Here is a 25,261-nt window from a genome sequence, read left to right as displayed (position 1 = left end):
TGCCTCGACCGCGAGGTGGTCAGGCCCGGTCGCGCCCTGACGGCGCCGCCACGTGCGCCGCACGCCCCAGCCGGAGGCCGGGCACGAGCGCGGGGACGCGGGCGGCATACGCGTCGTAGTCCGCCCCGAACGTGCGGCGCAGGTCGCGCTCCTCGAAGGTGATCCCGACGGCGATGTAGCCGGTCGCGGCGACGGCGAAGAGCAGGTGGGGCGCGCTCATCCGCGGGGTCGCCCAGAACGCGAGCACCATCCCGGTCATCAACGGATGCCGCACGATCGCGTGGAGCCCGCTGACCTGCAGCACCGCGGGTCCGTCGTCGGACAGGGTCGTCCGGGCGCCCCAGCCGGCCTGCCGGAGCCCGATCAGCTCGAGGTGGTCGACGGCGAAGGTCGCCGCGACCGCGAGGGCCCAGCCCGCCGCGCACAGCGACCAGAGGGCGTATGCCGCCATCCCCTCGACGTGCCAGACGATCTGGTCCCACGGTTGCCACAGCGCCAGCAGGAGGGCGAGGCAGACGTCGGTCGCGAGTACGTAGGTGGTGCGCTCGAGCTCGGCCGGGACCCGGCGCCGGAGCCAGGCCTTCGCCGGGCGGCGCGCCATCACCGAGTGCTGGAGGGCGAAGAGCAGCAGGAGGGCGAGGTCGACGGCGACGGCCCAACCGGTGCTCGTGCGTGCCGGGCCGTCGACGGTGCGGGGGAGCAGCGCGCCGGCGAGGAAGGCCATCGTCCACGCGGTGATGGCGACGAAGCCGCACCAGGCGGCGGCGGAGACGGCGAGGGGCACGATGCGTCGGGTCATCTCCTCATGCTGTCCACGGACAGTCAGCAGCACAGCCGTGGAACTACCCCACTTCTCGGGGTCTCTTTCTATGGGGTCCGGGCGACGTACCAGGCGGCCACCTGCGCGCGGGAGCTGAACCCGAGGCGCACGCGGATCCGCTCGAGGTGCGACTCGGCGGACCGTTCGGTGATGCCGAGCCGGTCGGCGATCTGGCGGTTCGTCAGGCCCTCCGCGACCAGTGCTGCGACCTCCGTCTGGCGCGTCGTCAGCCCGGTCGGCACGGCCCGGCGCAACGTCGGCAGGCCGAGGAAGCGCCGCACCTCGTCGACGACCGACTGCGCGTCGCCGATGGCGGGGAGGTGCGAGCGGCCCTCGAGCTCGACGAGCTCGGCGCCCGGGATCGCCTGTGCGAGAGCGCGTCCCCCGGCGATCGGTGCCGCTCGATCGCCGCGCCGGTGCAGCACGAGGGTCGGCGCGGCCACTTGCCTGAGGTCCGGGCTGACGTCGAGGTCGTAGGCGAGACGCAGGAGCGCGACCGCCGTCTCGGCCGAGGAGGCAGCGCGTTGGTAGCGAGCCAGCGTGCGCCTCGTGTCCGCGTCCGCGTCGGGGGCGAAGACGTCGGTGAGCAGGTCCGACCCGAGTCCCCAGTGGGTGGCGAGCAGGCCGAGCACGTGGTGCCGGCTGTCGTCGTCACCGATGGAGCTGCCGGTGGGCCACCCGCCGTAGAGCACGAGCCGCGACACGGTCTCGGGCCGCTCGGCGGCCCACTGCACGGCCGCCGCCGCGCCGAGCGACCAGCCCAGCAGGTCGAACCGCTCGGCGCCGACCGCGTCGGCCACGGCACCGATCGTCGCGACCTCGAGGTCCATGGTGCGGGGACCGTCGTAGGCGTCGGAGAGGCCGCAGCCGGGGCGGTCGTAGCGCACGAGCGTGCGTCCGGACGACAGCGCCTCGTGGAACATCCGCTCGGCCGGGATGGCCCACCCCATCTCGAGGTGGCTCAGCCAACCCGGGGCGACGACGAGGAACGGACCGCCGCCGGTGACGGCATACGCGACCCGCGTCCCGTCCGGCAGGGGCGCGGTCCCCAGGCGTTGCGCAGCCACGATCCCAGTGAACCGCAGCCGGGCGCCGGCTGGATCCGGGTGGTCTCAGCCGGCGTCGGTCGGCAGCGTCAGGCCCTCGCGCTCGTCGTCCCACGCGGCTGCGCTGATCCGCCACCCGTCGGCGGTGCGGACGAGCTGGATCGTCTTCATCCCGCGCCCGGTGAACGGCTCGCCCTCCTGCGTGCCCGCCTTGGCGTAGCTTCCGAACCAGTGCGCGATGTCGCCGAAGACCTCGACGCGCCCCGCAGCGGGCCACTCGCGGAAGTCGGTGAGCGAGCCGCCGGTCAGCAGCGCTTCCCGCGGTGCGATGAACTCCTCGACACCCATGACCGCGGGCTCCATCCCGCACGTGCGCACGATGACGGCCCGCGGGAGCAGCAGCCCGCGCAGCAGGTCCATCCTCTCGGCGCAGCCGGGCCCCGAGACGAACGCCCCGAAGAACGCGTCCACCATCCCCTGGATCGCGGCGTGGTCGGTGGTCTCGTCTGCCGTCAGGTCTGTCGTCACGGCCCACACGCTAGCCGCGTCACCGCGACCGATGCCGTGTGCCGTGTGCCGTGTGGCGTGGGCCCGTGGCCGCCTGGCCGGTGTTGGGGGCCTGGCATCGTCAGTCCTCGAAGACGCCCCAGCAGATGGCGTTCCGGCGGACCTGGTCGTCGAGGACGAGTGCGCAGACCCGGGCGTCGAGCTGGTCTCGCTGCCAGTCACGCTCGAGCCGTCCGGCGTCGACCTCGTGGGGGTGTGCAGCGCGAGCGGCCTTGATCGCGTACGCGGAGGCGCCCAGGTCGTGCTCGGCCACGTGGCCCACGCAGGCTGCCTGGCCGGCAGCGTATGCCGCAAACCGGGCCGCTCCCTGCAGCGGCCGGGCGGCTCCCATCGCAAGCCCACCGCGGGCTCGCGCGTCCATCATCCTCATCTCGCCGCGGGCCCACGCCCGAGCCGCATCGATGGCGTCCCGAGGGCGAGTGTCCGACGACGCCTCCGCCTCGAAGAGATGCAGCACGTGCTCAGCGCACGTGGCGGCCCACAGCGACAGCAGCCGGTGATCCTCGTCGGTGAGCAGTCCGCCACGGCGGATCGTCACGAGGCGCGGGTCGCGCACCTTCGGCAGGATCATGCAGCCAGCCTGCCAGTGCCCGTTTGGACGCGTCACCCCCACCGATGGCGTATGCCGCGTGCCCGGGCCCGCGTGGGACGTGACCTCACGACGCCTTGCGGGTGAAGGTGAAGTGCGTGACACCGGTCGGGGAGGCGACGGTCTCGATGTCGAAGGCGTCCTCGACGCCCTCGAGACCGTCCCAGAGGCGGACGCCGCGGCCGAGCACGATCGGGACCTGGACGAGGTGCAGGTGGTCGACGAGCCCGGCGGCGAGGAAGTCGCGGACAACGGTGGCGCCGCCACCGATCCGGATGTCCTGGCCGTCGGCGGCCGCGCGGGCCGTCTCGAGCGCCTCGCCCGGGGTGGCCTCGAGGAAGTGGAAGACGTTGCCGCCCTCCATCTCGAGGGAGGGGCGGGCGTGGTGGGTGAGGACGAAGACGGGTGTGTGGAACGGCGGGTTGGGGCCCCACCACCCCTTCCAGTCCGGGTCGTCGTGCCAGCCGGGCGGGCCGAACTTGTTGGCGCCCATGATCTCCGCGCCGATGCCGGGGCCGTGGCGCTCGGCGTAGGCGTGGTCAACCCCGTCGGTGCCGTCCGGGTCCCAGTACTGGGTGCGCATCATCCACGTGTGGAGCCTCTGGCCGGCGTGCCCGAAGGGGGTCTCGAGCGACTGCGGCTCGCCGGTGGCGAACCCGTCGAGGGAGATCGAGAAGTTGTGGATCCGGGTGCGTGACATCGGTGTCCTCCGTCATGGTCCAGGCGCTCGCCGGTGGTCGCCGCGAGGCAGGTGCTCGGCGACCGTGCCGACTCTAGTGCTGGGTGACGACACCGTCGGGCACGGCGGAGCGGATCATTCTGGGCTTCCGAAGAATTCTCGAGACGTGTGTCGAGGACCTGCCCACCCGGTCGACGTACGAGTACGAAGGACACCACAGCAACCAGGAGGAGTGATCGACATGCCGCGTTTCATGGGGTTCGTGAGGATGGAAGAGGGGATCGGGACGCCGCCGCAGGCGCTCTTCGACGCGATGGACGTCCACATCGGCGAGCGGGCCGCCGCGGGCGTGTTCCTCGACGGTGGTGGGCTCTACGGGACGGAGGACGCCGTGAACTTCGTCGTCAGCCAGGGTGAGATCACCCAGCACGACGGACCGTACGCCGAGTCCAAGGAGGTCATCGGCGGATGGTCGATCCTGCAGTACGACACCGTCGAGGAGGCCGTGGCCGACCAGCGGAAGTTCGCCGAGCTGCACGCCGAGCACTGGCCCGAGGTCACGGTGATCTCGACGCTGCGCCAGATCTCCACCGGCCCGGACGCGCCCGGCGACTGACGCAGGACGCATCGGCGAGCGACGGTGGCCGACTTCGGCACTTGGCCACCGTCGTCCGCCGCTCTGCCCCAGACTTGCGCCATGGGTGATCCACTGGACGAGAAGAGCGAGGCGTCGGAAGGCGGGCTCTCGACGGTGACGGTGACTCCCGTCCTCGTTGCCGAGCTGCTGGCCGACGGCGAGCGGATGCCGGTCTACGTGCACGTCATCGACCATCCCGACGCGCGCGTGCTGGTCGACACCGGCATGACGCAGCTGCACCCTGCGGTCGACGACATGGATCCTCGGCTGACTCCACTGAGCGAGCAGTCCGGCTTCGACGTGGCCGGCATCGACGTCGTGGTCAACACCCATCTGCACTTCGACCACTGCGGTGGCAACCACCTCTTCGCCGGCAAGCCGGTGTATGTCCAGAGGGCGGAGCTGGATGACGCGCGGACCCAGGACGACTACACGATCCGCGAGTGGGTCGAGGCGCCGGGAGTGGACTACGAGACCGTCGACGGCACGCTCGAGCTGCTGCCCGGCATCCAGCTCGTGTCGACCCCCGGCCACACGCGAGGCTCGCAGGTCGTGGTCGTCCGCACGGGCGGTCGCTCCGTCGTCATCGCCGGTGACACGGCGGTCTTCTTCGACGAGCTCGACCATCCGCGCACCGAGGGCCAGCGGCTCATCCGGGCACTCGCCCCCGACGAGGTCTGGCTCTCGCACCAGCAGGAGCCCTGGCGCCCGGCGGCAGCCGGCCACCCCGTCGGCGGCCGATGACAGGATGGCCGCATGTCCGACGAGCAGGCGCGGGAGGAACTGGCCGGTGAGCCGGTGATCTCGTTCGCCACGCTCTCCGACTGCGAGGCCTGGTTCGACGAGCACCACGTCGACCGCCGCGGCTTCTGGCTCAAGATCGGCAAGGCGGGGGCGGCCGAGACGGTCACCTACGTCGAGGCGCTCGACGTCGCCCTCTGTCACGGCTGGATCGACGGGCAGAAGCGGGGCTACGACGAGACCTACTGGTTGCAGAGGTTCACCCCGCGAGGACCGCGGAGCACGTGGTCGCAGATCAACCGGGACAAGGCCGAGGCGCTGATCACGGCCGGCCGCATGCGCCCGGCAGGGCAGGCGAAGGTCGACGCGGCGAAGGCGGACGGCCGGTGGGCGGCAGCGTATGCCGGTCAGAAGAGCGCGACCGTGCCCGACGACCTGGCCGCCGCGCTCGCTGCCGACCCGGAGGCCAAGGCGTTCTTCGAGACACTCACGGGCGCCAACCGCTACGCGATCCTCTACCGCATCGGCGACGCCAAGAAGCCGGAGACCCGGGCCGCGCGCATCGCGACGTTCGTCGAGATGTGCCGTCACCACGAGACCCTCCACTGACTGGCTGACCGACGTCTCCGCTGGGACGCCGGCTCCCTTGTCTCCCCTCCCGGAGTGTGGTTGCGTGGCGAGACCGTCCCCGCCGCTCGGCGAGGCACCACGACGAGGTGGTAACGATGGGCTCGACGTACGACTACGTGATCGTGGGGGCGGGATCGGCGGGCGCCGTGGTCGCTGCCCGGCTGAGCGAGGACCCGGCTGTCACGGTGTGCCTGCTCGAGGCCGGCGGCCCGCCCCCGCCCGCTGAGCTCGTGCCGGCGGCGGTCGCGAGCCTGCAGAACGACCCCGCGACCGACTGGATGTACAACGGCGACCCCGGTGGAGTCGGAAGGGGCCTCGTCGGCGGCCAGATGATGGTGCCGCGGGGGAAGATGCTCGGCGGCTCCTCCGGCCTCAACTACATGGCATACGTGCGAGGGCACCCCGGCGACTTCGACTCGTGGGCCGCGGGCGGCGCGGAGGGCTGGTCCTACGACGAGGTCCTGCCCTACTTCCGCAAGGCCGAGGGCTTCGTGCACAGTCCCGAGCTGCACTCCGACCTCGACGTGCACGGCCACCACGGACCGCTGGGTGTGTCGGTACGCCAGCCGATCCTCCGCGCCTCGAACCAGTTCGTCGAGGCCGCGGGCGCCACGGGCCTGAAGCAGGGTGACTACAACGGTCGCGACCGCCTCGAACCCCAGGGGGTGGCCTCGCTCTTCCAGACGACGACGAAGGACGGCCGGCGCAGCTCGACCTTCCACGCCTACCTCGAACCCGCGATGGACCGCGAGAACCTCACCGTGGTCACCGGCGCGCTCGTCGAGCGGATCCTCATCGAGGCGGACGGGGAGGGGGCCCGCGCCACCGGGGTCGCCTACCGCACCGGGGACGGCACCCTCGAGGAGGTGGCCGCGGGCACCGAGGTGGTGCTGTGCGCGGGCGCCATCGGGTCGCCGCACCTCCTGCTCCTCTCGGGGGTCGGGGCCCGCGACGAGCTCGCCACCGTCGGGGTGGACTGCCTCGTCGACCTCCCGGACGTGGGGCGTCACCTCAAGGACCACCTCCACACGCCCTTGATGTTCGCCGCCGACGGCATCGGCGAGACGATGACCGAGGTCGCCATGTCCCTCGGCCCGGACGCGCTCCGGGCGCCGGCTGGTCCGCTCCCGGCCGACCCGGCCGACGATGTCGACCTCCCCGAGCCCCTGGCCGCTGCCAAGGCCGAAGCCGAGCGCCGCATCGGCGAGTGGTTCACGACCGGCCGCGGCATCGCGTCATCCTCGCTCTACGACGCCGTCGCGTTCTTCTCGACCGGGCTGGGCGACGAGCACACCCATGACGCGCAGATCGGCTTCCTCGCGACCGGGTACACACCGGCGATCTGGGAGGGCGTCTTCCGACTCCCGCCGTCCGCGTTCTTCGAGGACCCGGAGTCCTTCCTCGACCCGACGCACGGCCAGGTGGTCGTGCTGCCGAATCCGGTGCAACCCCACTCCGAGGGTTCGGTGACGCTGGCCAGCGCCGACCCAGCGGTCCCACCGCGCATCGCGTTCAACTACTTCGGCGACCCGCACGACGTGTTGGTCATGGTCGCCGTGATGCGCCGGGCCCTCGAGATCGCGAAGGCGTGGCCCGGCGGCGGCCTCGGTGAGCCGGTCATCCCGCCGCACCTGGCGCGGGCCCACGGCCACGAGGTCGGATCCGAACCGAGCGACGCGTTGCTGGAGGACCTGGCCCGCCACTACGCGCTGACCGTCTACCACGCGACGTCGACCTGCCGGATCGGTGAGGTCGTCGACCCGCGGCTGCGGGTGCACGGCATCGGGGCCCTGCGTGTCGCCGATGCGAGCGTGATGCCGAACGTCGTCAGCGGCAACACCAACGCCGCGGCCATCATGATCGGCGAGAAGGCCGCCGAGCTGATCGCCACGGACCACGGCGTCCACCTCCACGAGCTGGTCGGCTGACGGCCCGGCCGGCTCGACGGAGCCACGGACGATCCCGATCCATCGCAGCCCAACTCCTACGGGGTGATCGCTGGTCGATCGACCCGGCAGGGGGACTGGGTCGTGGTCTCCGCCGTGATCGGGCGGTCAGCTCTCGTGGTCCTCGCGCCGCCGCTTCATCCCGAGTCGCGTTGCTCCGGTGATGACCCGCGCCACGAGGCCCAGGAAGACGAGACCGAGCAGCATCTGCAGCGTTGCCACGAGGCGCGCGGTCTGCGACACGGGTGAGATGTCCCCGTAACCGACGGTCGCGAACGTCGTCACCGTGTAGTAGAGGGCATCGAGCCGTGTCATCGGCTGCGTGTAGCTGCCGGGATCGACGTTGTCGATGACGTAGTGCGAGCTGGCGAAAACGATGAGGAACAGCGGACCCGTCGTCGCGAGGGCTTCCACCGTCCGGAGCAGGGGAAACGGCGAACGAACGATTCCGCGGGTCTGGAAGGCGAGCGTCACGACGACGACGACCAACCCGGAGACGAAGATCGTGATCGACCGCGCGTCCGACGACCCTGTGAGCGGGATGCGGAAGTAGACGACGACGGCCACGACCAGCGACAGGGTGACCCGGAGCAACGCCACGACGACCACTCGACGCGGGGGCGCGATCAGGATGGCCGTCACCGGTGGCGCGGGGTCTTCAGCGTGCTGCGGCGAGGATCCGACCATCACCTCAGACCCCTTCACGCGCTTCGATCCGGCCCGAGCTGATGGCGTCCAGAAAGGCCTCGTAGTCGTGGTCGTTCTGGACGGCGTAGTGTTCCGCGAACTCGGCGACTGCCTTCTCGAACCGCCGCTTGCGGCCGAGGTAGGCCGCGATGGCGACGGGGTCGCCCGTCCTCGCGTGTGCGCGGGCCAGCGTCCAGCCGCAGATCTGCGCGTAGAAGGTCATGCCGGCCGGGATCATCGCCTCGACGACCGCTGCCCCCTTCATGTCTCTGAGCTGGCGCCAGTAGTAGAAGCGGTCCGTCTCGATGCCCGCGGACCAGCCGAGGAAGATGTCTGACGCCGACTGGAGCAGGCGTTGGCCCTCGACGACGCGCTGGCCCGAGTCGGCGTACGCGCTTCTGGGCAGGTGCGCCTCGAGGACGGACCGGGTCGCCTCCTTCACCTGGAGGAACAGGGGGTCCCTCTCGTCGCGACCCTCCAGCAGCGCCACGAAGGCCCGGGTCCCCACGGAGCCGACGCCGACGACCTTGCGGGCGACGTCGACGATCGTGTACCGGTCGAGCAGGCGCCGCTGGCTGTCGCTCAGCGTCACGCTGTAGCGCGCGAAGAACTGCCTGATGATGTCCTCGACGTCGGCGGCGTCCAGCTCGTAGTACTTCTCGAGCTCGCGGCGCGGGATGAGCACGGGTGGTTGGCTGACGATGCGCTGCTTTCCGTCGACGACCTCGGTGAGCTTGGCCAGCGCCTGCAGGTTGGTCCGGCGGTGTGCCTTCCGCAGCAGGGCCTCCCCTGACTTGATCGACGCGCCTGCGTGTTTGGCCGCGGCGTGCTGGTGGCCCTTGCTGTCCTTGTCCAGGGCCACCAGGCTCCGGCGGGCCTGCTTCATCCCTGCTCGCAGCTCGGCTTCGGACAGGCGGGCATACCAGACGTCCAGCGTGTCCTGCTGTGCGAACTCCGCCATCGCCTCCCGGTAGGACCTGCCCACGGTCAGGCAGATCTCGCGGACGTCCGAGGGCTCGAACTGGTTGTGGCGCGCCGCGATGACGAAGCTGGCGGCCAACCGCCAGACGTCGAACTCGAACGGGCCGGGCAGCGTCTCGTCGAAGTCGTTGAGGTCGAAGAGCAGCTGCCGTTCCGGCGATGCGTAGACCCCGAAGTTCGACAGGTGGGCGTCGCCACACAGCTGCACATCGAGCCTCGCGGTCCGCCTGGTCGCCAGGTCGGCGGCCATGATCGCGGCCGAGCCGCGGTAGAAGGTGAACGCGGACACCATCATCCGGCCGTGCCGGACCGGAACGAGGTCTGGCTCTCGGGTCGCGTTCTGGGCCTCGAGCAGGCCCACCGGGTCGGGTCGTCCCGGCGGTGGTTGCCAGCCGGCCTGCGCCTCGAGCGGCACGCGGTGCCGCGCCTGCCTGCCGAGGGCCCGTCGCTCGGCAGCGCTCAGGTGCGATGGGGTCCCTGTGACGGTCATGACAACTCCTACGTCTCGGCTGGTCGAGCGCCGGGGCCGGGCTTCGGCGACGACGAGCGGAACGCAACGACGGCATCCGCGACGGTCGGGTAGATCCGGTCGACGGAGAGCATCTGCAGGACGCCGAGCTTCTCGAGGGTCGTGCGGAGGTCCGGGTCGACGGCGGCCAGCGCCACCGTCGCTCCTCGGTTGTGGACGAACGTCACGAGCTGGTGCAGCGCCGCCCCTGCCGAGTAGTCGATGTCAGGGATCGACGAGCAGTCGAGCACGAGCCACCGCACCGGGTCCGGCGTCGCCGTGATGAGCTGCTGGACCCCGTCGGAGAACTGGTTGGCGTTGGCGTAGAAGAGGTCGGCGTCGTAGCGGAAGACGAGCAGCCCCGGCGCACTCTGCATGCCCTGCTGCGCTCGGGCGTAGGTCGGCTCGCCCTCGGCGTCGATGCCCATGACGAACCGGTGCGGTCGGTACTGGCGCCGCACCATCTCCACGATGGAGAGCACCACCGCCAGGACGATGCCCTGCTCCACGCCGACGGCGAACACGACGACCGCCGTGAGGACCGCGATGTAGAACTCGCTGGGGCGGGCCTGCCAGACCCGACGCAGCCCGGCGATGTCGATGAGGTCGACGCCGATGAGGAACACGATCGCCCCGAGCACCGGCTTGGGCAGGTTCGTCAGGGCGCTGGTGAAGAACAGCACGATGACGAGCACCACCAGCGCCATGGTGGCGTTGGCCACCTGGGTCTTGCCCTTCTGCTCGTCGAGGATCTGTGTCTTGGTGGGGCTGCCGTTGACCACGAAGGTGCCGCTCAGGCCTGCGGCGAGGTTGGCCCCGCTCAGGCCGACGATGTCCCGGTTGATGTCGACCCGCTGGCCGTGGCGGGTGGCGAAGCTGCGCGAGGTCGCGGCGCTCTGGGCGATGATGAGGACGAAGCAGGAGAAGGCCACGCCCAGCAGCTGCGGCACATCGGACCAGCCGACTCCCCCGGGGAGTCCGATCGGCGGGAACCCGCCCTGCATCGGCCCGACGATCGCCACCCCGTGTGACGAGACCTGCAGGGTGGAGGCCAGGATGATCGACAGGATGACCGCGACGATCGCGCCCGGGACCTTCGGCACGAAGCGCTTGAAGCCGAGGATGATGGCGAGCGTCCCCAGGGCGAAGGCCAGGGTGGGCAGGTTGGTGTCGCCCAGACGGGTCAGCATCGACCACTGCTGCTCGAACCAGTTGCCCTTTCCCTTGGGGATCCCGAGCATGTCGGGCAGCTGGCCGGTCAAGACCTGGATGCCCACGCCGGTGAGGAAGCCGATCAGCACCGAGGCGGACAGGAAGTCACCGAGGAACCCCAGCCGCAGCAGTCGGGCGAGCAGGAGCAGGACGCCGCACATGAGCGCGGTCAACGAGGCCATGGCGAGCCACTGCGGCGAGTTCGGCGTGAGCCCGGCGATCCCGAGGGCGGCGAGGCCGCCGGCCAGGATTGCTGCGGTGGCGGAGTCGGCCCCGACGACGAGGAGCCGGGACGAGCCGAGCAGCGCGAAGACGAGGGCCGGGAAGAGAACCGTGTAGAGACCGGTGATCACCGGCACCTGGGCGATCGAGGTGTAGCCCATGGTCTCGGGGATGGCCACCGCCGCGAGGGTGAGCCCCGCGATGATGTCCGCCCTCAGCCACGATCGTTGGTAGCCACGCAGCGACTCCGGAGCCAGCCGGGACGCGCTCGTGGGCCGATCCGTACTCATGTGCGGCTTCCCTCCTTGGTCGGCCGGGCGTCCTCTGCGCGATACCGCGCCAGCAGCTCCAGCTCTCCCTCGTGCTTCGGGAACAGGGTGAACACGATGACGGCACCCCCGAGGATCGCGATGATGCCCGCCGTATAGGCCCAGTCGGCGCCCGACAGGAACGACTCCCGGGCCCCGGCGATGATCTGCGCCGAGTACTGCGGATACTGCCCGGCCACGGCGTCGGCGCCGGCAAACGACTTCGTGAGCTCGTTCTGCACACTGCTGGTGATCTCGTCGCCGTTCGGGGCGGCGGCGATGCTGGCACTGACGGCGGCGGCATACCCCGCGGTGAGCAGTGCCCCGAAGACGGACTGCATGATCGCACCGCCGAGGTCACGTTGCAGGTCGGCGGTGCCCGAAGCCATTCCGGCCCGCTGCACCGGGACGGAGCCGGTGAGCGAGTGCGACGCCGGCGTGCCGGCGAACCCGACGCCGATCCCGATGAAGGCGTAGGCGAGGGCGATCTGCCAGTAGGAGCTTCGTTCGGACCAGAAGCCGAGCATCCAGGCGAACGCGAGGAACAGGAACACGTAGCCGGCGAGCAGCGTGAACCGGGATCCGCGTGACTCGATCAGCTTCGCGGAGCGTGGCGCGACGAGGACCATGAAGACCACGGCCGGCAGGAAGGCCGCACCGGCCTCGAAGGTGGAGTAGCCGAGGACGTTCTGGAGGTACTGCTGGCTGACGAAGGCGGATGCCATCAGCGAGCCGAAGACGATGATCCCCCCGCATGCCGCCACCCAGAAGACACGGCGCCCAGCGATGTGGAGGTCATAGAGCGGCACAGAGGCCCGCCGCTGTCGCACGACGAACGCGACCAGCGCGGCGGCCGCGACGACCGCGAGGCCGAGTGCCAGCGTGCCCTTGCCGGGGACGGGAGCGAAGTTGATCGCGAGGATCAGCGCGCCGACGAGGACGACGGACAGCACGCCGCCGAGGTTGTCCACCGGATCGGTGGTCTCGTTCACGTGAGCCGGCACGAGCATCACGGCCATGACGAGCGCGATCGCGGCCAACGGAAGCGTGACGAGGAAGACCGACCCCCACCAGAAGCGCTCGAGCAGGAAGCCGGCGACCAGCGGTCCCAGAGCCGCGATGCCGCCACCGATCGCAGACCACAAGGCGATCGATCGGGTCCGGGCGGGGCCGGCCCACAGCGCGGCGATCAGCGCGAGGGTCGTCGGGTAGGCCATCCCTGCGGACACGCCGCCGAGCACCCGCCCCAGGAACAGCAGGACGTCGGAGGGGGCGTAGGCCGCCAGAAGGCAGGCCGGCACGGAGAGCGCCATGCCGAGGATGAGCAGCAGCTTGCGGCCGTAGCGGTCGCCGATCGCTCCGAGGTAGAGCACCGACCCGGCGAGCCCGAGGGAGTACCCGACGGCGATGAGGTCGAGCGTCGTCTGGGAGGAGCTGAAGGCGCGGCCGATCGACGGCAGCGCGACGTTGGCGACCGACAGGTTGAGATTCGCGACCGCTGCGACCGTGATCAGGGCGAGCAGGACGAGCGCCGCGCGCTTGGGCTGGGTCGATGCCTCCGCGCCGGTCGCGCCGGTCGCGCCGCTCGTCGGTGGCCCGTCAGCCATGACGTTCGCCCCTCCTGACGGGCGACATCTCGGGCATCTGCGCTGGTGCAGTTGTCATCGTCAACCCCTCCCGCTCGAGAGCACCGGTCTCCATGGTCGGCCTGGTCGGGGCGGGCGCGCATCACCCCGATGGGGTGGGTCTGCAGCTCGCCTCGCGGCCTGAGCAGCTCAGCTGGTTGAGCGGCGGATCGAGATGCCCAGACCCGCGAGGAGGAGCGCTGCCGCGAGCAGACCGGCTGCCGCGCTGAGGTCGATGTCCTGCTCGCTGACCGTGACGTGCTTGGGGAGGTCGGCCAGGACCTTGGTCAGGCCGTCGGCGTCGGTCGCGGCGAAGTACTCGCCACCCGTCGTCTGGGCGACTCCCTTCAGGGCACCTTCGTCGACCACGAGGAAGTTGCGACCACCCAACGTCCCGCCGCCCGGACCGCCGAAGTCGCGCGCCCGAGGCTGGAAGCCGCCGTACTGGTCGCGCGTGCACGCCATCTGCGTCGGGTTCGTCGTGCCGAAGCCGATCGGATAGACCCGCACTCCCCGCGCCGCGGCCTGCTCCGCGGCCTGCGCCGGCGTCACGCCGCGCGTGTTCGCTCCGTCCGTCAGCAGCACGATGATCTCCGGCGCCACGTCCACGGGCACTCCACCGCCGGTCCCACCTGCACCGCCCGTGGGCGTGGGCGCAGGAGTCGGGTCAGCCAGGCCCGGCCCGTCCGTCGACGGCTCGTCCACTGCATCCGCCGGCGCCACGTTCGGGTCCAGCTCGGCGATCGCGTCGATCGACCGCATGATCGCCGCACCGATCGTCGTCCCGCGCCCCGTCGTCACCGCGTCGATCGCCGACAGCAGCTCGCCCCGGTCCGCGGTCGGCGCCACCGCCAGCTGCGCGAACCCCGAGAAGACGACGAGCCCGACCTTCGTCTCGTCGTCCTGCCCCTCGACGAACGACCGCACCGCCGCCTGCGCCGCGCTCAGCCGGTTCGGGGACACGTCCGTCGCGCACATCGACCCCGACACATCCAGGGCCAGGATGATCGTCGCGCTCGACGTCGGCACCTCGGCCCGCACCGTCGGCCGCGCGCTCGCCAGCCCCAGCAGCCCGAGAGCCCCGAGCACCAGGGCGATGGGCACGTGCCGCTTCCACGACGCCGACCCGGCCCCCGCCGCCCGCAGCAGCGCGACGTTGGAGTAGCGCACAGCCTGCCTCCGCCGACGCCGCAGCTGCCACACGTAGACCCCGAGCAGCACCGGCACGAAGGCCAGCGTCACGAGCAGCAGCGGCACTCCGAACGACACGTCAGATCACCCGCCCCCGCCGCAGCACCGACACCGTCGCCCCGCCGAGCAGCAGCAGCGCAGCGAACGCCGCCACCCACGACGTCACCTCGTGCGGCACCGTCCGCGTCGTCCACTGCAGCTCGATCGCGTCATACACGGAAGCCAACGACGCAGCATCCGACGCCCGGCGGTACGTCCCGCCGGTCATCTCCGCCACCGCCTGCAGCGACGACTCGTCGAGCGCCGTCGCGATGCTGAAGCCGTCGACCTTGATCGTCGTCCCCGCCGGCGTCCCCAACCCGATCGGCTCGATCCGCACCCCCGCCGCCGACGCGAGCTCGGCCGCGCCGGACGGCCCGTCGTCCGTCGTGTCCTCGCCGTCGGTGAGCAGCACGATCGCCGTCCCGCCGTGGTAGCCGATCGGGGTCTCCTCGTCCGTCCCCTTCTCCGCATCGCCGGGCGCCTTGACCGGCTTGCCGACGATCGCGCTCAGCCCGCCGAGGATCCCGTCGCTCAGCGACGTGTCGCCGGCCGGCTTGAGCCGCGCCACCGCCGCCAGCACGGCCGCCCGGTCCAGCGTCGGTCGCTGCGTCACGAGCCCCGTCCCGCCGAACGCCACCACGGCGATCCGCACGGACGCCGGCTGCTTCTCCACGAACGCCCGCGCCGCCGCCTTCGCCGCCTCGAGCCGCGACGGCTTCACGTCGGTCGCCGCCATGCTGTTCGACACGTCGAACGCGAGCACGACCGTGCCCTCGCGGTGCGGCTCCGCGACCGACGCCACCGGCCGGGTCAGAGACAGCACCATGACGGCCAGGGCCGCGATGAGCAGCGCCGGACCCAGGTGCCGCCACCGGGACCGGCCCGGAGCCGGCATGACGAGCCCGTCCGCTGCCAGCGCCGCCCGCCGTGTCTCCTGCGCGCGCAGCACCCGCCGGTAGCCGGCGACGAGCACCGGCACGACGAGCAGCCCCGCCAGCGCCCACGGCCACGTCAGCGACAGCTCGCTCATCGCCGCCACCTCATCGCGGCCACCTCATCGCCGTCGCCTCCGCCGCAGCTCGGAGATGCGCAGCAGCGACCGCACGAGGTCGTCGTCGGTCCGCACCGGGTAGAGGTCGACGCCGGCCGTGCGCGCCCGCGCCTCGAGGTCGGCCTGCCGCGACTCCGCGGCCGCCGCGAGCCGGGCCCGGAAAGCGACGTCGCTCGTGTCGACGAAGATCTGCTCGCCCGTCTCCGCGTCCTCGACGTAGACCCCGCCCGCGTCGGGCAGCTCGCTCTCGCGCGGGTCGACGACCTGGATCGCGACCACCTCGTGCCGTCGCGCCAGCCGCGACAGCGGCGCCTCCCACCCGTCCGCCGAGATGAAGTCCGACACGACGAGCACGAGCGACCGCCGTCGCGCGATGCCGTATGCCGCCGCGAGCAGCACCCCGAGGTCCGTGACCGTCCCCGACGGGGCTGGGAATCCAGCCTGCTCCGAGCGACCCAGCACCCGGCGTACGCCACGACGGAGGCTCGACGCTCCGCCCTCCCGATTCATGGCCTCTCGACGGTCCAGGAGGGGGGTGCGAGTCTCGCGGCGGTCGAGCAGCGTCTTCGCGATCCGCAGCACCTGGTTGCGGCCCGACGCCGGCGGGATGACGAGGTCGACCCCGGTGTCCATGACGATGGCGCCGACCCGGCTCCCGCCGCGGGTCAGCACGTGGGCGAGGGTCGTCGCCACCTCGGCGAGCACGAGGTCCTTCTGCCGGTCGACCGGCCCGAAGCCCATCGACGCCGAGTGGTCGAGCAGCAGCCACGCCGTCAGCTCGCGGTCCTCGACGAACTCGCGCACGTAGGGCTCGTCGAGCCGCGCCGTGACGTTCCACTCGATGTGCCGCAGGTCGTCGCCCGGCACGTACTCCCGCAGGTCGGTGAAGTCGAGACCGGCACCGCGGAAGAGCGTCCGGTAGTCGCCCTGGAGTCGCCCGTCGAGCCGCCGCACCACCCTCCACTCGAGGCGCCGCAGCAGGCTCTCGGCGCTCAGCGTGGTGGTCGCGCCCATGTCGCGTCCCCACCGGAGCCGCCGGCACCCCCATCAGGCCCAGCCCCGAAAGCGCCTGCCACAGAAGCCGATCCGGCCGCCCGCTCGCGCAACGGAGCCGTCGGCACCGGGACGGCCGCGAGGAGCGGCGTCAGCAGGTCGTCGGGCGAGAGGTCCTCGGCCAGCGCCTCGTAGGACAGCACGATCCGGTGCCGCAGCACGTCCCGCGCGAGGTCGCGCACGTCGTCGGGCAGCGCGTAGTCGCGTCCCCTGAGGAAGGCCAGCGCCCGCGCCGCCAGCACGAGGTTGATCGATGCGCGCGGGCTCGCGCCGTACGTCAGCAGCCGGGCCAGGTCGTCCCGGCCCACGCTCGCCGGTTCGCGGGTCGCGGTGGCCAGCCGGACGGCGTACTCGATGACCGCGGGGTCGACGTAGACCGCATCGGCCTCGCGCTGGAAGCCGCGCAGCATCTCCGGGTCGAGCACCGTGACCGTCGCCACTGCCGCCGAGATCTGCCGCTCGACGACGACGAACTCCTCGGCGGCAGAGGGATATCCGATGAGCACCTTGAGCATGAAGCGGTCGACCTGGGCCTCAGGCAGCGCATACGTCCCCTCGGACTCGATGGGGTTCTGCGTCGCCATCACGAGGAACGGGTCCGGCGCCGGGAAGGTCTCGCGCCCGATCGTCACCTGCCGCTCCTGCATGACCTCGAGCAGCGCGCTCTGCACCTTCGCCGGCGCGCGGTTGATCTCGTCGGCGAGCACGAGGTTGGCGAAGACGGGCCCGAGCGAGACCTGGAACTCGCCGTCCTTCTGGTTGTAGATCCGCGTCCCGACGAGGTCGGCCGGCACGAGGTCGGGAGTGAACTGGATGCGCTGGAACTCCCCGCCGATGGCCTGCGCGAGCGTCTTGATCGCCATCGTCTTGGCCAGCCCCGGCACGCCCTCGACGAGCAGGTGCCCCCGCGCGAGCAGGGCGACGAGCATCCGCTCGACGAGCACGTCCTGCCCGACGATCGTCCGTTTCACCTCGTAGAGCGCCTGCTCGAGCGCGTGTCGAGCGTGTTGACCAGTGGGTGCCTGTCCGTCCATGCCGTCCTCCTGCTCGTTCACGCTGCTGGGTCACGCTGCTGGGTCACGCTGCTGGGTCACGCTGCTGGGTCACGCTCGTCGATCGCGTATGCCGGGTGCTCGCCTCCCCACGGAGGCTCGGTCTCAGCGGGGCGGGCTGCCCGCGGCACCCCCAGCCGTCGCGATCGGCACCGCGAAGCCGATGCCGACGAAGAGGCTCTGGTCGGTCGGGTTCGCCAGCCCCGTGACGATCCCGACGACCTGCCCGGCCTTGTTGAGCAGCGGTCCGCCCGAGTTGCCCGGGTTGACCGCCGCGTCGATCTGGATGAGGTGCTCGAGCTTGCGGTCGCCCTCGACGCGCACCGTCCGGTCGAGTGCCGACACGACGCCCGCCGACAGCGAGTCGGTGAGGCCGAGCGGGTGGCCGACGGCGAAGACCGGCGCCCCGACCGCCACGCCACCGCCGAGCACGGCGGGCACGACGGTCTCGGGGAGCTTCGAGGGCGTGAGCGTCGCGATGTCGCTCTCCGGCTTCTCGGTCGCGACCTTCGCCGGCGAGGTCGTGCCGTCGGCGAAGGTGACGGTGATGTTCGTCGACCCGTCGACGACGTGCAGCGCGGTGAGCACCGTGCCGTCCTCGTTGACGACGACCCCCGCGCCACTGCCCTCCTGCTGCTCGCCGGCCACGGTGTCGCGGGTCTGGATGAGCACGAGCGACGGTGCGATCGTCGCGTGCGCGACCGACCCGTCGGCGGGCGCGGCAGCGTCTGCCTCGGCCTGCTTCTCGATGCCGCGCTGGACGCTCGTGTCGACGTCGCGCTGCGTGAGGACGGGCGGTCCCGGAGGTCGCGTCACGGCATACGTGCTGACGAGCGCGACGATGACGACGAGCGTGACGAGGCCCCACCACACGCGGCGCGGCACCCGGGCCAGCCGGGTGCGAAGGCGCGTCCACCGGCTCGGCGGGGGAGGCTCGGGCTCCGGATCGGGCGCACGACCGGGCACACCGAGGAGGCGCCTGGCGCCTGGGGCGACGGCGGTGTCGATCGCGGGAGGAGCGGTGACCCGTGCCACCTTTTCGACTGTACGTTTCCTGGGACCCGAGCGGCAGGGGCTGTCGAGTCTTCACAGGATCCGGCGAAGCGGGGACGTCCACGGTGCTGAGGGGTAGACAATGCGTATGCCGTCCGCCGCGTCCCTGCTGAGCGAGCACCTCCGCGAGCAGCGGGAGGCCCTCGCGACGGCCGAGGCCGCCGTGCGCGCAGGGGAGCCCGAGGGGGTCCACGACCTCCGGGTCGCGATGCGTCGGATCCGCAGCGCCCTCGCCAGCTTCCACGCGCTCGTCGACCCGGCCGTCACCGAGCCGCTCCGCGACGAGCTGCGCTGGGCGGCCGGTCGCCTCGGTGAGGCGCGCGACGCCGAGGTCGTCCAGGACCTCGTCGACACGCTCCTCGACGACATCGGCCCCGCCGGCCTCACCGGCCTCGACGAGGCCGTGACCGGTCTCCGGGCCCGGCTGCACCTCGACGCCACCGCCGCCACCGAGGTCATCGACGAGACCCTCGGGTCGAGCCGGTATGCCGCCGCGATCGCCCTGCTCGACAGCGTCGTCAGGCACCCGCCCTTCACGGACGACGGCGAGCGCGGCGCGAAGAAGGTCGTGCGCTCCGTGCTGCGCAAGGAGGGCAGGCGGGTGCGCGAACGGGCGGACCTCGCCGAGGCCGCCCTCGCCACGGGTGACCCCGAGCTGCGGTCCGCCTGCCTCCACGACGTGCGCAAGGCCGCCAAGCGGCTGCGCTACGCCGCCGAGGCCGTGGCGCCGGTGACCGGGTCCACGGTCGGCCTCGTGGCCGAGCGGGCGGCCGACGTGCAGGGCCTCCTCGGCGACCACCACGACGCCGTCGTCACCCGGGCGACGCTGCGGCACCTGGCCATCGACGAGGACGCGGGCGTCGCGGCGGCCTTCCTCCTCGGCCACCTCGACGCCGACGAGCAGCGCGCCGCGGACCGTATCGAGCGCCGCGGCGGCAAGGCCCTGCGTCGCCTCGACCGCGCCATCGAGCAGGCCATCGCCTAGGACATCGGCCAGGACATCGCCTAGGAGACCGAGCCTCCCTCGGTGATCAGGCGGGGGACGGGCTGGTCCGGGTGGGGATCGTCGCCGACCTCCTGCTGCGCGAGCCACATCCGCGCCTCGAGCTCGTCGCGCATCTCGGCATAGGAGGGGTCGTCTGCGACGTTGACGAGCTCCTCGGGGTCTGCCTCGAGGTCGTAGAGCTCCCACTCCTGGGCGAAGCGCCGGTCCGAGCAGCCCGGCAGCCCGAGCCCGTCGTTGTAGAAGAAGATCAGGGTGTAGCGGTGCGTGCGGTAGCCGTAGTGCGCCCCGACCTGGTGGCTCCGGTCGTCGTGCATCCAGTAGCGGTAGTAGAAGCCCTCCCGCTCCCTCTCCCGATCGCGCTGCGCCCCAGCCGGATCCGTCAGGTCGCCCCAGAACGAGTGGCCCTGCATCCGCTCCGGCACGTCGACGCCGGCCGCGTCGAGCAGGGTCGCCGCGATGTCGACGTTCGTGACGATCCGGTCGAGCGCCTGGTCGGCCGCGACGGCGCGCGGGTAGGACAGGACGAACGGCATCCGGATCGACTCCTCGTACATGAAGCGCTTGTCGAACCACCCGTGGTCGCCGAGGAAGAAGCCCTGGTCGGAGGAGTAGACGACGATCGTGTCGTCGAGCTCGCCCCGGTCGGTGAGCCACGCGGTCAGACGACCGACGTTGTCGTCGACGGACGCGACGCACGCGAGGTAGTCCTCCATGTAGCGCTGGTACTTCCACAGCGCCTCCTCGTCCGCCGACAGCCCGGGCGGCACCGGCTGCTTGAGGTCCTCCTCCGTGAGGTGGTCGGCGATCCGCATGGCCGCCCGACGGGCCGTGTCGGACCGTCCCGCCAGGTCGTCGGTGAACGTCGCCGGCACCGGGATGGGTGTGCCCCCGGCGGGCCCGCCCTCGGCATACATCCCCGCGTGTGCGGCGTCGGGCTCCCACGGTCGGTGCGGCGCCTTGTGCCACACGAGCACGCACCACGGCGGCTTCTCCCCGTCGCCGTCCCCGTCCCCGTCGTGGTCGCCCTCGTCCAGGGACTCGACCCAGTCGATGGCGAGGTCGGTGATGAGGTCGGTCGCGTAGCCCGGCTCGACGCGCAGCCCGTCGGCGGAGAGGAAGCGCGGGTCGTGGTACTCGCCCTGGTCGATGAGGGCGTCCCACCGGTCGAAGCCCTTCGGGTCGTGGTCGACGCCACCGCTCGAGCCCTGCCCCATGTGCCACTTGCCGACGAACGCCGTGCGGTAGCCGGCCTCGCGCAGCGCCGTGACGAAGGTCGGCTGCGACGCGTCGATGAACGTGTCGAGGGTCGTCACGCCGTTGACGTGGCTGTAGGTGCCGGTGAGGATCGAGGCCCGGCTCGGCGCGCACAGCGAGTTCGTCGCGAAGAGGTTGTCGAGACGCACGCCGGCCACCGCGACCGCATCGATGTGCGGCGTGCGGTTGACGACCGAGCCGTAGGTGCCGATGGCGTGCGCGGCGTGGTCGTCGCTCAGCATGAAGACGATGTTGGGCCGGCGGTCGCTCATGAGCCGGCCCCGCCGTCGGCTGCGGCCCCGTACCCGGCCGACGGCGTGCGGTGCGCGTCGGCGGCGGCCTGGATGCGCGCCAGGTGGTCGGTCCACCACGCCTCGCCGCCCAGGTCGTCGTGGTCGCGTCCGCCCCGCCCGTCGATCGTCTCCCGGAGGATGTCGGCGTGCCCGGCGTGCTGCGACACCTCGGCGACGCAGCGCACGAGCAGCGACCCGAGCGTCGTCGACCGGCGCTCCTCCGGCCACCACGCGACGCTCGCCGGGGCGTCGAGCCCGAGCTCGCGCACGGTGGCGTCGCAGTGCACCGCGGCCCGCTCGTAGAGCCCGACGAGGTCGGTACGCGACTCCTCGGCCGTCGCCCACATGTCGGCCGAGTCCCAGATCGAGCCGTCCTCGACCCACGGCAGCCGCTCGCCCGACGGCCGCCCGGCCGAGTCGCCGAGGTAGGCGAGCTGGACGCCCGCGACGTGCTTGACGAGCCCGAGCAGGTTGGTGCCGCTCGGCGTGATCGGGCGCCGCACGTCGTAGTCGCCCAGCCCGTCGAGCGCCTTGAGCAGCCCGTCACGCCCCTCCTGCAGGTAGCGCAGGAGGTCGTCGACGAGGTGGGGCCCGCCCACCCTCGTCGACTCGCTCGTCCCACTCACGTGGCTGGTCCCGCTCGGCGTCGCGCTCACGCCGACCACGCTAGACGCCACCCCCGACCACGGCGAGGGGTCGCGCCCTCACCGCAGACGGGGTACGCCGTCACCGGGTCGTCAGGATGCGGCGCCTTCCAGCACCCTGGCGTCACGTCGCCTCGCGGCCGGTGAGCCCGGCGTCGGGGCGAAGCGCCAGATGATGCCCTGCTGTGCGAAGGTCCAGGCGTTGTTGACGAACCAGTAGGCGATGAGGCCCGCCGGCACGACGAGCGCCGCTGCGAGGACGCCGACCGCGCCGAGCCACGGCATGAGCCGCTGGACCGTCGCCATCCCCTCGGGCAGGTCGGTGACGTCGGTCATCGGCAGCACGAACCAGCGCTGCGCGAGCAGGCTGAGCGCGGCTGCCCCGAGCGCGACCGCGACGAGGACGAGCCCGGCCGGGGGGTTCGACCCCAGCGTCGTGCCGAGGTGGCTCGTCAGGTGCAGCCCGGCGAGGGAAGCGGCCGACGCCGAGGCGACGAGCCCGGCGTCGAGCGCACCGACCGAGTGGCCGGCCGTGAGGTCGGAGACGACGCGGTAGAGCGCGTAGAAGAGCGGCAGCTGGAGCAGCGCCGGCGCCAGGCTCCACCCCGAGACGCCGTGCTCGGCGTGGATCGCCTTCTGCTCGGCGCGCATCGCGGTCAGCTGCTCGAGGTCGCGGCTGCCGGCATACCTCTGGCGGAGCTCACGCAGCTGGGGCGCGGCGTGGGCGCGGGCGTGCGAGCTGCGCACCCCGTGGATGGTCACGGGCAGCAGCACCGTGCGGACGGCGACGACGAGCAGCGCGACGGCGAGCAGCCAGGCGCCCGCGGAGCCCGGGCTCAGGCCGAGCGCGCCGGCGACGTCGTGGGTGGCCGCGAGCACCGCGGCGACGGCATGGGTGAAGGGGGACAGCAGGTCAGACATGGGTGAGCTCCTCGGCTCGGGCCCGCGCGGGGCCGGGATGGGTGGGCAGAGGCCCGGACGTCGTAGGTGCGACGAACGGGGTCAGTGCCGACCCGGGGCCCGAGGACGCTGGGGGCAGCGCGGCGCGTCGAGGGCGCACCAGTACGCCGTCGACGCGGGCACGGCGCCGGGGACCCCCGACGCGTGGACGCGCACCGGCAGAGGACGCACCGTGCGCACCGCGGTCGTGGCTAGCACGACCGTCAGGACGCCGACAGTCGCCGCGGTGAGGAGCACCTGACCGGCTCCCGCACCCGAGACGGTGCCGAGAACGGTGCCGAGGAGGACGACGACCGCCGCGGCGAGATGCGCGGCGAGGGCGGGGAGCGCGGCCACGTCGGCGGACGCTCGATGGCGCAGGACGCTCATGTCCGTCTCCTCTCGTGGCCTGGCTGCTCGGCAGCCCGGGTTCGTCGACCCACCTCGAGCGTACGTCACCGTGTCTGCCCGACCACGCTCGCGGCGGCATACGACCCGTGCCGGCGCAACGGGCTGCGCGACCCCGAGGACCAGTTCGACTCCGACGGGCGGGAGGCGCTCGTGGCCCTGATGCGGCGGGATGTCGGTGAGATCGGCTGGTGGGTTCGACACGTCCGCGCTGACGCCGGAGGAGACCGCCGAGGAGTGCTCGACCACGCGTACGCCCTCGGTCGGCGCGGTCTCTGACGACCTACGCGCGCGGGTGGCCCCACCGCCCTATCCTCGGACTCGGGAGCCCATCCCCCGCGACCCTCGAGGAGGGCGGCATGGCCGAGTCCAGCAGCGGGCCCGATCACGGGCAGGAGCGTGGGCAGAAGCGCGGGCCCGAACGCGGGGCGGACGACGACGCGAAGGCGCCGAGGACCGCCCCGACGAGTGCGCCCGGCCGTCCAGACCGTCCAGACCGTCCAGACCGTCCAGACCGTCCAGACCGGCCCAACCTTTCCGGCCCGACGAGCCGCGCGGAGCGCCGAAAAGTCCTCGTCCGCCGCCCCCTCCTCGATCGGTACGGACTCGTCCTCGTCCTCGTGCTGGCCACGATCGCCGTCCAAGGACTCGTCGACACCCGTGGCTCGGTCGTCGCCCAGCTCTTCGCGCACGCGATCAGTGGCCTGGCGCTCGTCGCGGCCGCCCGTGCGTCAGGGTTGCGACGTCGCTGGCGTCGGGCCGTCAACGTCCTCGTCGCCGCGGTCCTCATCCTCAGCGTCGCGACGTTGACCTACCGTCGCGCCGACGGCACCCAGACGGTGCCCCCCGAGACGGTGTGGCTGCTCGCCGCCGCGCTGACGCCGGTGCTCATCGCCCGACGGGTGCTGCAGCACACGGTGGTCACCGTCCAGACCATCATGGGCTCGGTCGCTGCCTACCTCCAGATCGCCGTGACCTATGCCTTCCTCTTCCAGACCCTCGATGCGTTCACGTCGACCCCGTTCTTCGGTGAGGACGTGCCGACGACGACGTACATGTACTTCAGCCTCGTGACGATCTCGACGGTCGGTTTCGGTGACGTCGCAGCAGTGACGGATCTCGGGCGGATGGCCGCGGCGAGTGAGGCCGTCATCGGCCAGGTCTACCTCGTCACCTTCGTCGCGCTCATCGTCGCTCGCTTCGCGGCGGGTATGCCGCGTGCCTCGGCCGCTGTCGGCGCCGGCGGGGTGCCGGGCGGGGCCCGGGCCCCTCGCACCCTCTTCGAGGCGTTGGACTCGTCGAGGACGCAGCAGCCGCCTCCCGAGGGCGAGCCGGAGGAGCCGGAGGACGGCCCACCGGGCAGGCCCGGTGCCGAGGGCTCGGCCTAGCATCGGCGCATGTCCGACGTTCCCGACGTGCCCGACGTGCCCGACGTGCCCGACGTGCCCGACGTTCTCGACCGGATCGCGGCGACCGCTACGACGGGTACGACCGATGCGACCGATGCGCCGGCGGTGCGTGATGCCACGCCCGGCGACGCCGCCGCGTGCGCTGCGATCTACGCCCCCTACGTCACCGGCACGACGGTCACCTTCGAGACGGAGCCGCCGGACGTCGCCGAGATGGAGCGCCGGATCGCCAAGGCGCAGGCGCGGCACGCCTTCCTCGTGCTCGAGGACGCGGGCGAGGTCGTCGGCTACGCGTATGCCGGACCGTTCAAGGAGCGGGCGGCGTACCGGTGGTCGTGCGAGGTGTCGGTCTACCTCGCGGGCGACCAGCGCGGTCGCGGCGGCGGGCGGCGGCTCTACGAGGCGCTGCTCGAGCGGCTCACGGCCCGCGGCTACCGGATGGCCGCGGCCGGGATGACCCAGCCCAACGAGGCGAGCGGCCGGCTGCACGCGGCGATGGGCTTCGAGCCGGTCGGCACCTACCGCGACATCGGCTGGAAGTTCGGCGCCTCGCACGACGTCGCGTGGGTCCAGCGACCCCTCGGCGACCCGCTCCCGTCCGGGGGTGGCGCCGAGAACCCGCCCGAGCCCACCTGACCGGCGAGCGCCGGTGCCCACCTGACCGGCCT

The 25,261-nt window shown here is 72.0% G+C and carries 26 protein-coding genes; 8 read left to right on the top strand and 18 right to left on the bottom strand.

All coding sequences use genetic code 11. The annotated features are described in order from the left end of the window. Nucleotides 1-19 precede the first annotated feature (19 nt). From ASH01_RS18530 to ASH01_RS18510, 5 genes are all read right to left on the bottom strand, one after another. Entirely contained in the window at nucleotides 20-799 is a 780-nt protein-coding gene (locus ASH01_RS18530) for a methyltransferase family protein (RefSeq protein ID WP_056779423.1), read from the bottom strand. Between the two features lie 68 nt (nucleotides 800-867). Further along, complete coding sequence (locus ASH01_RS18525; protein ID WP_082619981.1) at nucleotides 868-1,887, bottom strand: alpha/beta fold hydrolase; 1,020 nt, start codon at nucleotides 1,885-1,887, stop codon at nucleotides 868-870. Between the two features lie 45 nt (nucleotides 1,888-1,932). Next, nucleotides 1,933-2,394 (bottom strand): DUF4440 domain-containing protein, encoded by a 462-nt coding sequence (locus tag ASH01_RS18520; protein ID WP_082619997.1) that lies wholly within the window; start codon nucleotides 2,392-2,394, stop codon nucleotides 1,933-1,935. Nucleotides 2,395-2,494: 100 nt separating this feature from the next. Further along, complete coding sequence (locus tag ASH01_RS18515; RefSeq protein ID WP_056779418.1) at nucleotides 2,495-3,004, bottom strand: putative immunity protein; 510 nt, start codon at nucleotides 3,002-3,004, stop codon at nucleotides 2,495-2,497. A gap of 85 nt (nucleotides 3,005-3,089) precedes the next feature. Beyond that, nucleotides 3,090-3,722, bottom strand: coding sequence for a dihydrofolate reductase family protein (locus ASH01_RS18510; RefSeq protein ID WP_056779415.1), 633 nt, complete (start codon nucleotides 3,720-3,722; stop codon nucleotides 3,090-3,092). An 83-nt stretch (nucleotides 3,723-3,805) separates the two neighbouring features. Here ASH01_RS18510 and ASH01_RS23870 point away from each other — a divergent pair, with 83 nt between their 5' ends. The 5 genes from ASH01_RS23870 to ASH01_RS18490 all read left to right on the top strand — a co-directional run bounded on the left by ASH01_RS23870 (nucleotide 3,806) and on the right by ASH01_RS18490 (nucleotide 7,637). Beyond that, nucleotides 3,806-3,937 carry a hypothetical protein gene (locus ASH01_RS23870; protein ID WP_268807411.1) on the top strand — a complete coding sequence of 44 codons (132 nt, stop codon included), beginning with the start codon at nucleotides 3,806-3,808 and terminating at the stop codon, nucleotides 3,935-3,937. 5 nt (nucleotides 3,938-3,942) lie between these two features. Further along, complete coding sequence (locus ASH01_RS18505) at nucleotides 3,943-4,317, top strand: YciI family protein (RefSeq protein ID WP_056779751.1); 375 nt, start codon at nucleotides 3,943-3,945, stop codon at nucleotides 4,315-4,317. 81 nt (nucleotides 4,318-4,398) lie between these two features. Further along, entirely contained in the window at nucleotides 4,399-5,082 is a 684-nt protein-coding gene (locus tag ASH01_RS18500; protein WP_056779412.1) for an N-acyl homoserine lactonase family protein, read from the top strand. Between the two features lie 12 nt (nucleotides 5,083-5,094). Continuing rightward, the gene (locus tag ASH01_RS18495; RefSeq protein WP_056779409.1) at nucleotides 5,095-5,688 is read left to right on the top strand and encodes a YdeI/OmpD-associated family protein; all 594 of its coding nucleotides are present in this window, start codon (nucleotides 5,095-5,097) and stop codon (nucleotides 5,686-5,688) included. Between the two features lie 116 nt (nucleotides 5,689-5,804). Beyond that, nucleotides 5,805-7,637, top strand: coding sequence for a GMC family oxidoreductase (locus tag ASH01_RS18490; RefSeq protein ID WP_056779405.1), 1,833 nt, complete (start codon nucleotides 5,805-5,807; stop codon nucleotides 7,635-7,637). A 126-nt stretch (nucleotides 7,638-7,763) separates the two neighbouring features. Here the strand turns inward: ASH01_RS18490 and ASH01_RS18485 are convergent, their stop codons facing one another. The 9 genes from ASH01_RS18485 to ASH01_RS18445 all read right to left on the bottom strand — a co-directional run bounded on the left by ASH01_RS18485 (nucleotide 7,764) and on the right by ASH01_RS18445 (nucleotide 18,622). After that, entirely contained in the window at nucleotides 7,764-8,297 is a 534-nt protein-coding gene (locus ASH01_RS18485; RefSeq protein WP_056779403.1) for a potassium channel family protein, read from the bottom strand. Nucleotides 8,298-8,346: 49 nt separating this feature from the next. Then, nucleotides 8,347-9,813: a DUF2252 domain-containing protein gene (locus ASH01_RS18480; protein ID WP_056779399.1), complete on the bottom strand. Its 1,467-nt coding sequence runs from the start codon at nucleotides 9,811-9,813 to the stop codon at nucleotides 8,347-8,349. 8 nt (nucleotides 9,814-9,821) lie between these two features. Then, entirely contained in the window at nucleotides 9,822-11,555 is a 1,734-nt protein-coding gene (locus ASH01_RS18475; protein WP_056779395.1) for a SulP family inorganic anion transporter, read from the bottom strand. Next, a complete protein-coding gene (locus ASH01_RS18470; protein ID WP_056779393.1) occupies nucleotides 11,552-13,180 on the bottom strand; it encodes an MFS transporter in 1,629 nt (542 codons plus the stop codon). The genes ASH01_RS18475 and ASH01_RS18470 overlap by 4 nt, the downstream gene beginning before the upstream one ends. Nucleotides 13,181-13,348: 168 nt before the next feature. Next, nucleotides 13,349-14,467, bottom strand: a complete 1,119-nt coding sequence (locus ASH01_RS18465) for a VWA domain-containing protein (protein WP_056779390.1) — start codon at nucleotides 14,465-14,467, stop codon at nucleotides 13,349-13,351. A gap of 1 nt (nucleotide 14,468) precedes the next feature. Next, complete coding sequence (locus ASH01_RS18460) at nucleotides 14,469-15,461, bottom strand: VWA domain-containing protein (protein ID WP_056779748.1); 993 nt, start codon at nucleotides 15,459-15,461, stop codon at nucleotides 14,469-14,471. A gap of 24 nt (nucleotides 15,462-15,485) precedes the next feature. Continuing rightward, the gene (locus ASH01_RS18455; protein ID WP_056779388.1) at nucleotides 15,486-16,496 is read right to left on the bottom strand and encodes a DUF58 domain-containing protein; all 1,011 of its coding nucleotides are present in this window, start codon (nucleotides 16,494-16,496) and stop codon (nucleotides 15,486-15,488) included. Further along, the gene (locus ASH01_RS18450) at nucleotides 16,475-17,569 is read right to left on the bottom strand and encodes an AAA family ATPase (RefSeq protein WP_056779386.1); all 1,095 of its coding nucleotides are present in this window, start codon (nucleotides 17,567-17,569) and stop codon (nucleotides 16,475-16,477) included. The genes ASH01_RS18455 and ASH01_RS18450 overlap by 22 nt, the downstream gene beginning before the upstream one ends. Before the next feature lie 123 nt (nucleotides 17,570-17,692). Further along, a complete protein-coding gene (locus tag ASH01_RS18445) occupies nucleotides 17,693-18,622 on the bottom strand; it encodes a S1C family serine protease (RefSeq protein WP_235509664.1) in 930 nt (309 codons plus the stop codon). A gap of 100 nt (nucleotides 18,623-18,722) precedes the next feature. On the opposite strand from ASH01_RS18445, the gene ASH01_RS18440 reads away from it, so the two are divergent. Next, nucleotides 18,723-19,625 carry a CHAD domain-containing protein gene (locus tag ASH01_RS18440; RefSeq protein ID WP_082619979.1) on the top strand — a complete coding sequence of 301 codons (903 nt, stop codon included), beginning with the start codon at nucleotides 18,723-18,725 and terminating at the stop codon, nucleotides 19,623-19,625. Between the two features lie 20 nt (nucleotides 19,626-19,645). Here the strand turns inward: ASH01_RS18440 and ASH01_RS18435 are convergent, their stop codons facing one another. The 4 genes from ASH01_RS18435 to ASH01_RS18420 form a co-directional block, all read right to left on the bottom strand. After that, nucleotides 19,646-21,172, bottom strand: coding sequence for a sulfatase family protein (locus ASH01_RS18435; protein WP_056779376.1), 1,527 nt, complete (start codon nucleotides 21,170-21,172; stop codon nucleotides 19,646-19,648). Next, a complete protein-coding gene (locus ASH01_RS18430; RefSeq protein WP_235509663.1) occupies nucleotides 21,169-21,849 on the bottom strand; it encodes a DinB family protein in 681 nt (226 codons plus the stop codon). Before ASH01_RS18430 ends, ASH01_RS18435 begins: the two co-directional genes overlap by 4 nt. 81 nt (nucleotides 21,850-21,930) lie before the next feature. Then, nucleotides 21,931-22,758 (bottom strand): membrane protein insertase YidC, encoded by an 828-nt coding sequence (yidC, locus tag ASH01_RS18425; RefSeq protein ID WP_056779374.1) that lies wholly within the window; start codon nucleotides 22,756-22,758, stop codon nucleotides 21,931-21,933. Between the two features lie 81 nt (nucleotides 22,759-22,839). Continuing rightward, entirely contained in the window at nucleotides 22,840-23,166 is a 327-nt protein-coding gene (locus ASH01_RS18420; RefSeq protein WP_156415660.1) for a hypothetical protein, read from the bottom strand. A gap of 638 nt (nucleotides 23,167-23,804) precedes the next feature. On the opposite strand from ASH01_RS18420, the gene ASH01_RS18410 reads away from it, so the two are divergent. Together ASH01_RS18410 and ASH01_RS18405 are read left to right on the top strand one after the other, a co-directional pair. After that, nucleotides 23,805-24,572, top strand: a complete 768-nt coding sequence (locus ASH01_RS18410) for a potassium channel family protein (RefSeq protein ID WP_056779364.1) — start codon at nucleotides 23,805-23,807, stop codon at nucleotides 24,570-24,572. A gap of 9 nt (nucleotides 24,573-24,581) precedes the next feature. Continuing rightward, nucleotides 24,582-25,229, top strand: coding sequence for a GNAT family N-acetyltransferase (locus tag ASH01_RS18405; RefSeq protein WP_235509662.1), 648 nt, complete (start codon nucleotides 24,582-24,584; stop codon nucleotides 25,227-25,229). The last annotated feature ends 32 nt before the right edge of the window (nucleotides 25,230-25,261 follow it).

The sequence above is a fragment of the Terrabacter sp. Soil811 genome (assembly GCF_001429655.1).
In the GTDB taxonomy this organism is placed as follows: domain Bacteria; phylum Actinomycetota; class Actinomycetes; order Actinomycetales; family Dermatophilaceae; genus Terrabacter.
Note: the sequence above shows the minus strand (reverse complement) of the source record. Positions and strands in the feature narration are given on the sequence as shown.

Bases quoted from the DNA above. Each gene is read 5' to 3' on its own strand.
- ASH01_RS18530 (WP_056779423.1), bottom strand. From the start codon at position 799: ATGACCCGACGCATCGTGCCCCTCGCCGTCTCCGCCGCCGCCTGGTGC.
- ASH01_RS18515 (WP_056779418.1), bottom strand. From the start codon at position 3,004: ATGATCCTGCCGAAGGTGCGCGACCCGCGCCTCGTGACGATCCGCCGT.
- ASH01_RS18510 (WP_056779415.1), bottom strand. From the start codon at position 3,722: ATGTCACGCACCCGGATCCACAACTTCTCGATCTCCCTCGACGGGTTC.
- ASH01_RS18505 (WP_056779751.1), top strand. From the start codon at position 3,943: ATGCCGCGTTTCATGGGGTTCGTGAGGATGGAAGAGGGGATCGGGACG.
- ASH01_RS18500 (WP_056779412.1), top strand. From the start codon at position 4,399: ATGGGTGATCCACTGGACGAGAAGAGCGAGGCGTCGGAAGGCGGGCTC.
- ASH01_RS18495 (WP_056779409.1), top strand. From the start codon at position 5,095: ATGTCCGACGAGCAGGCGCGGGAGGAACTGGCCGGTGAGCCGGTGATC.
- ASH01_RS18490 (WP_056779405.1), top strand. From the start codon at position 5,805: ATGGGCTCGACGTACGACTACGTGATCGTGGGGGCGGGATCGGCGGGC.
- ASH01_RS18480 (WP_056779399.1), bottom strand. From the start codon at position 9,813: ATGACCGTCACAGGGACCCCATCGCACCTGAGCGCTGCCGAGCGACGG.
- ASH01_RS18475 (WP_056779395.1), bottom strand. From the start codon at position 11,555: ATGAGTACGGATCGGCCCACGAGCGCGTCCCGGCTGGCTCCGGAGTCG.
- ASH01_RS18470 (WP_056779393.1), bottom strand. From the start codon at position 13,180: ATGGCTGACGGGCCACCGACGAGCGGCGCGACCGGCGCGACCGGCGCG.
- ASH01_RS18460 (WP_056779748.1), bottom strand. From the start codon at position 15,461: ATGAGCGAGCTGTCGCTGACGTGGCCGTGGGCGCTGGCGGGGCTGCTC.
- ASH01_RS18455 (WP_056779388.1), bottom strand. From the start codon at position 16,496: ATGGGCGCGACCACCACGCTGAGCGCCGAGAGCCTGCTGCGGCGCCTC.
- ASH01_RS18450 (WP_056779386.1), bottom strand. From the start codon at position 17,569: ATGGACGGACAGGCACCCACTGGTCAACACGCTCGACACGCGCTCGAG.
- ASH01_RS18440 (WP_082619979.1), top strand. From the start codon at position 18,723: ATGCGTATGCCGTCCGCCGCGTCCCTGCTGAGCGAGCACCTCCGCGAG.
- ASH01_RS18435 (WP_056779376.1), bottom strand. From the start codon at position 21,172: ATGAGCGACCGCCGGCCCAACATCGTCTTCATGCTGAGCGACGACCAC.
- yidC (WP_056779374.1), bottom strand. From the start codon at position 22,758: ATGTCTGACCTGCTGTCCCCCTTCACCCATGCCGTCGCCGCGGTGCTC.
- ASH01_RS18420 (WP_156415660.1), bottom strand. From the start codon at position 23,166: ATGAGCGTCCTGCGCCATCGAGCGTCCGCCGACGTGGCCGCGCTCCCC.
- ASH01_RS18405 (WP_235509662.1), top strand. From the start codon at position 24,582: ATGTCCGACGTTCCCGACGTGCCCGACGTGCCCGACGTGCCCGACGTG.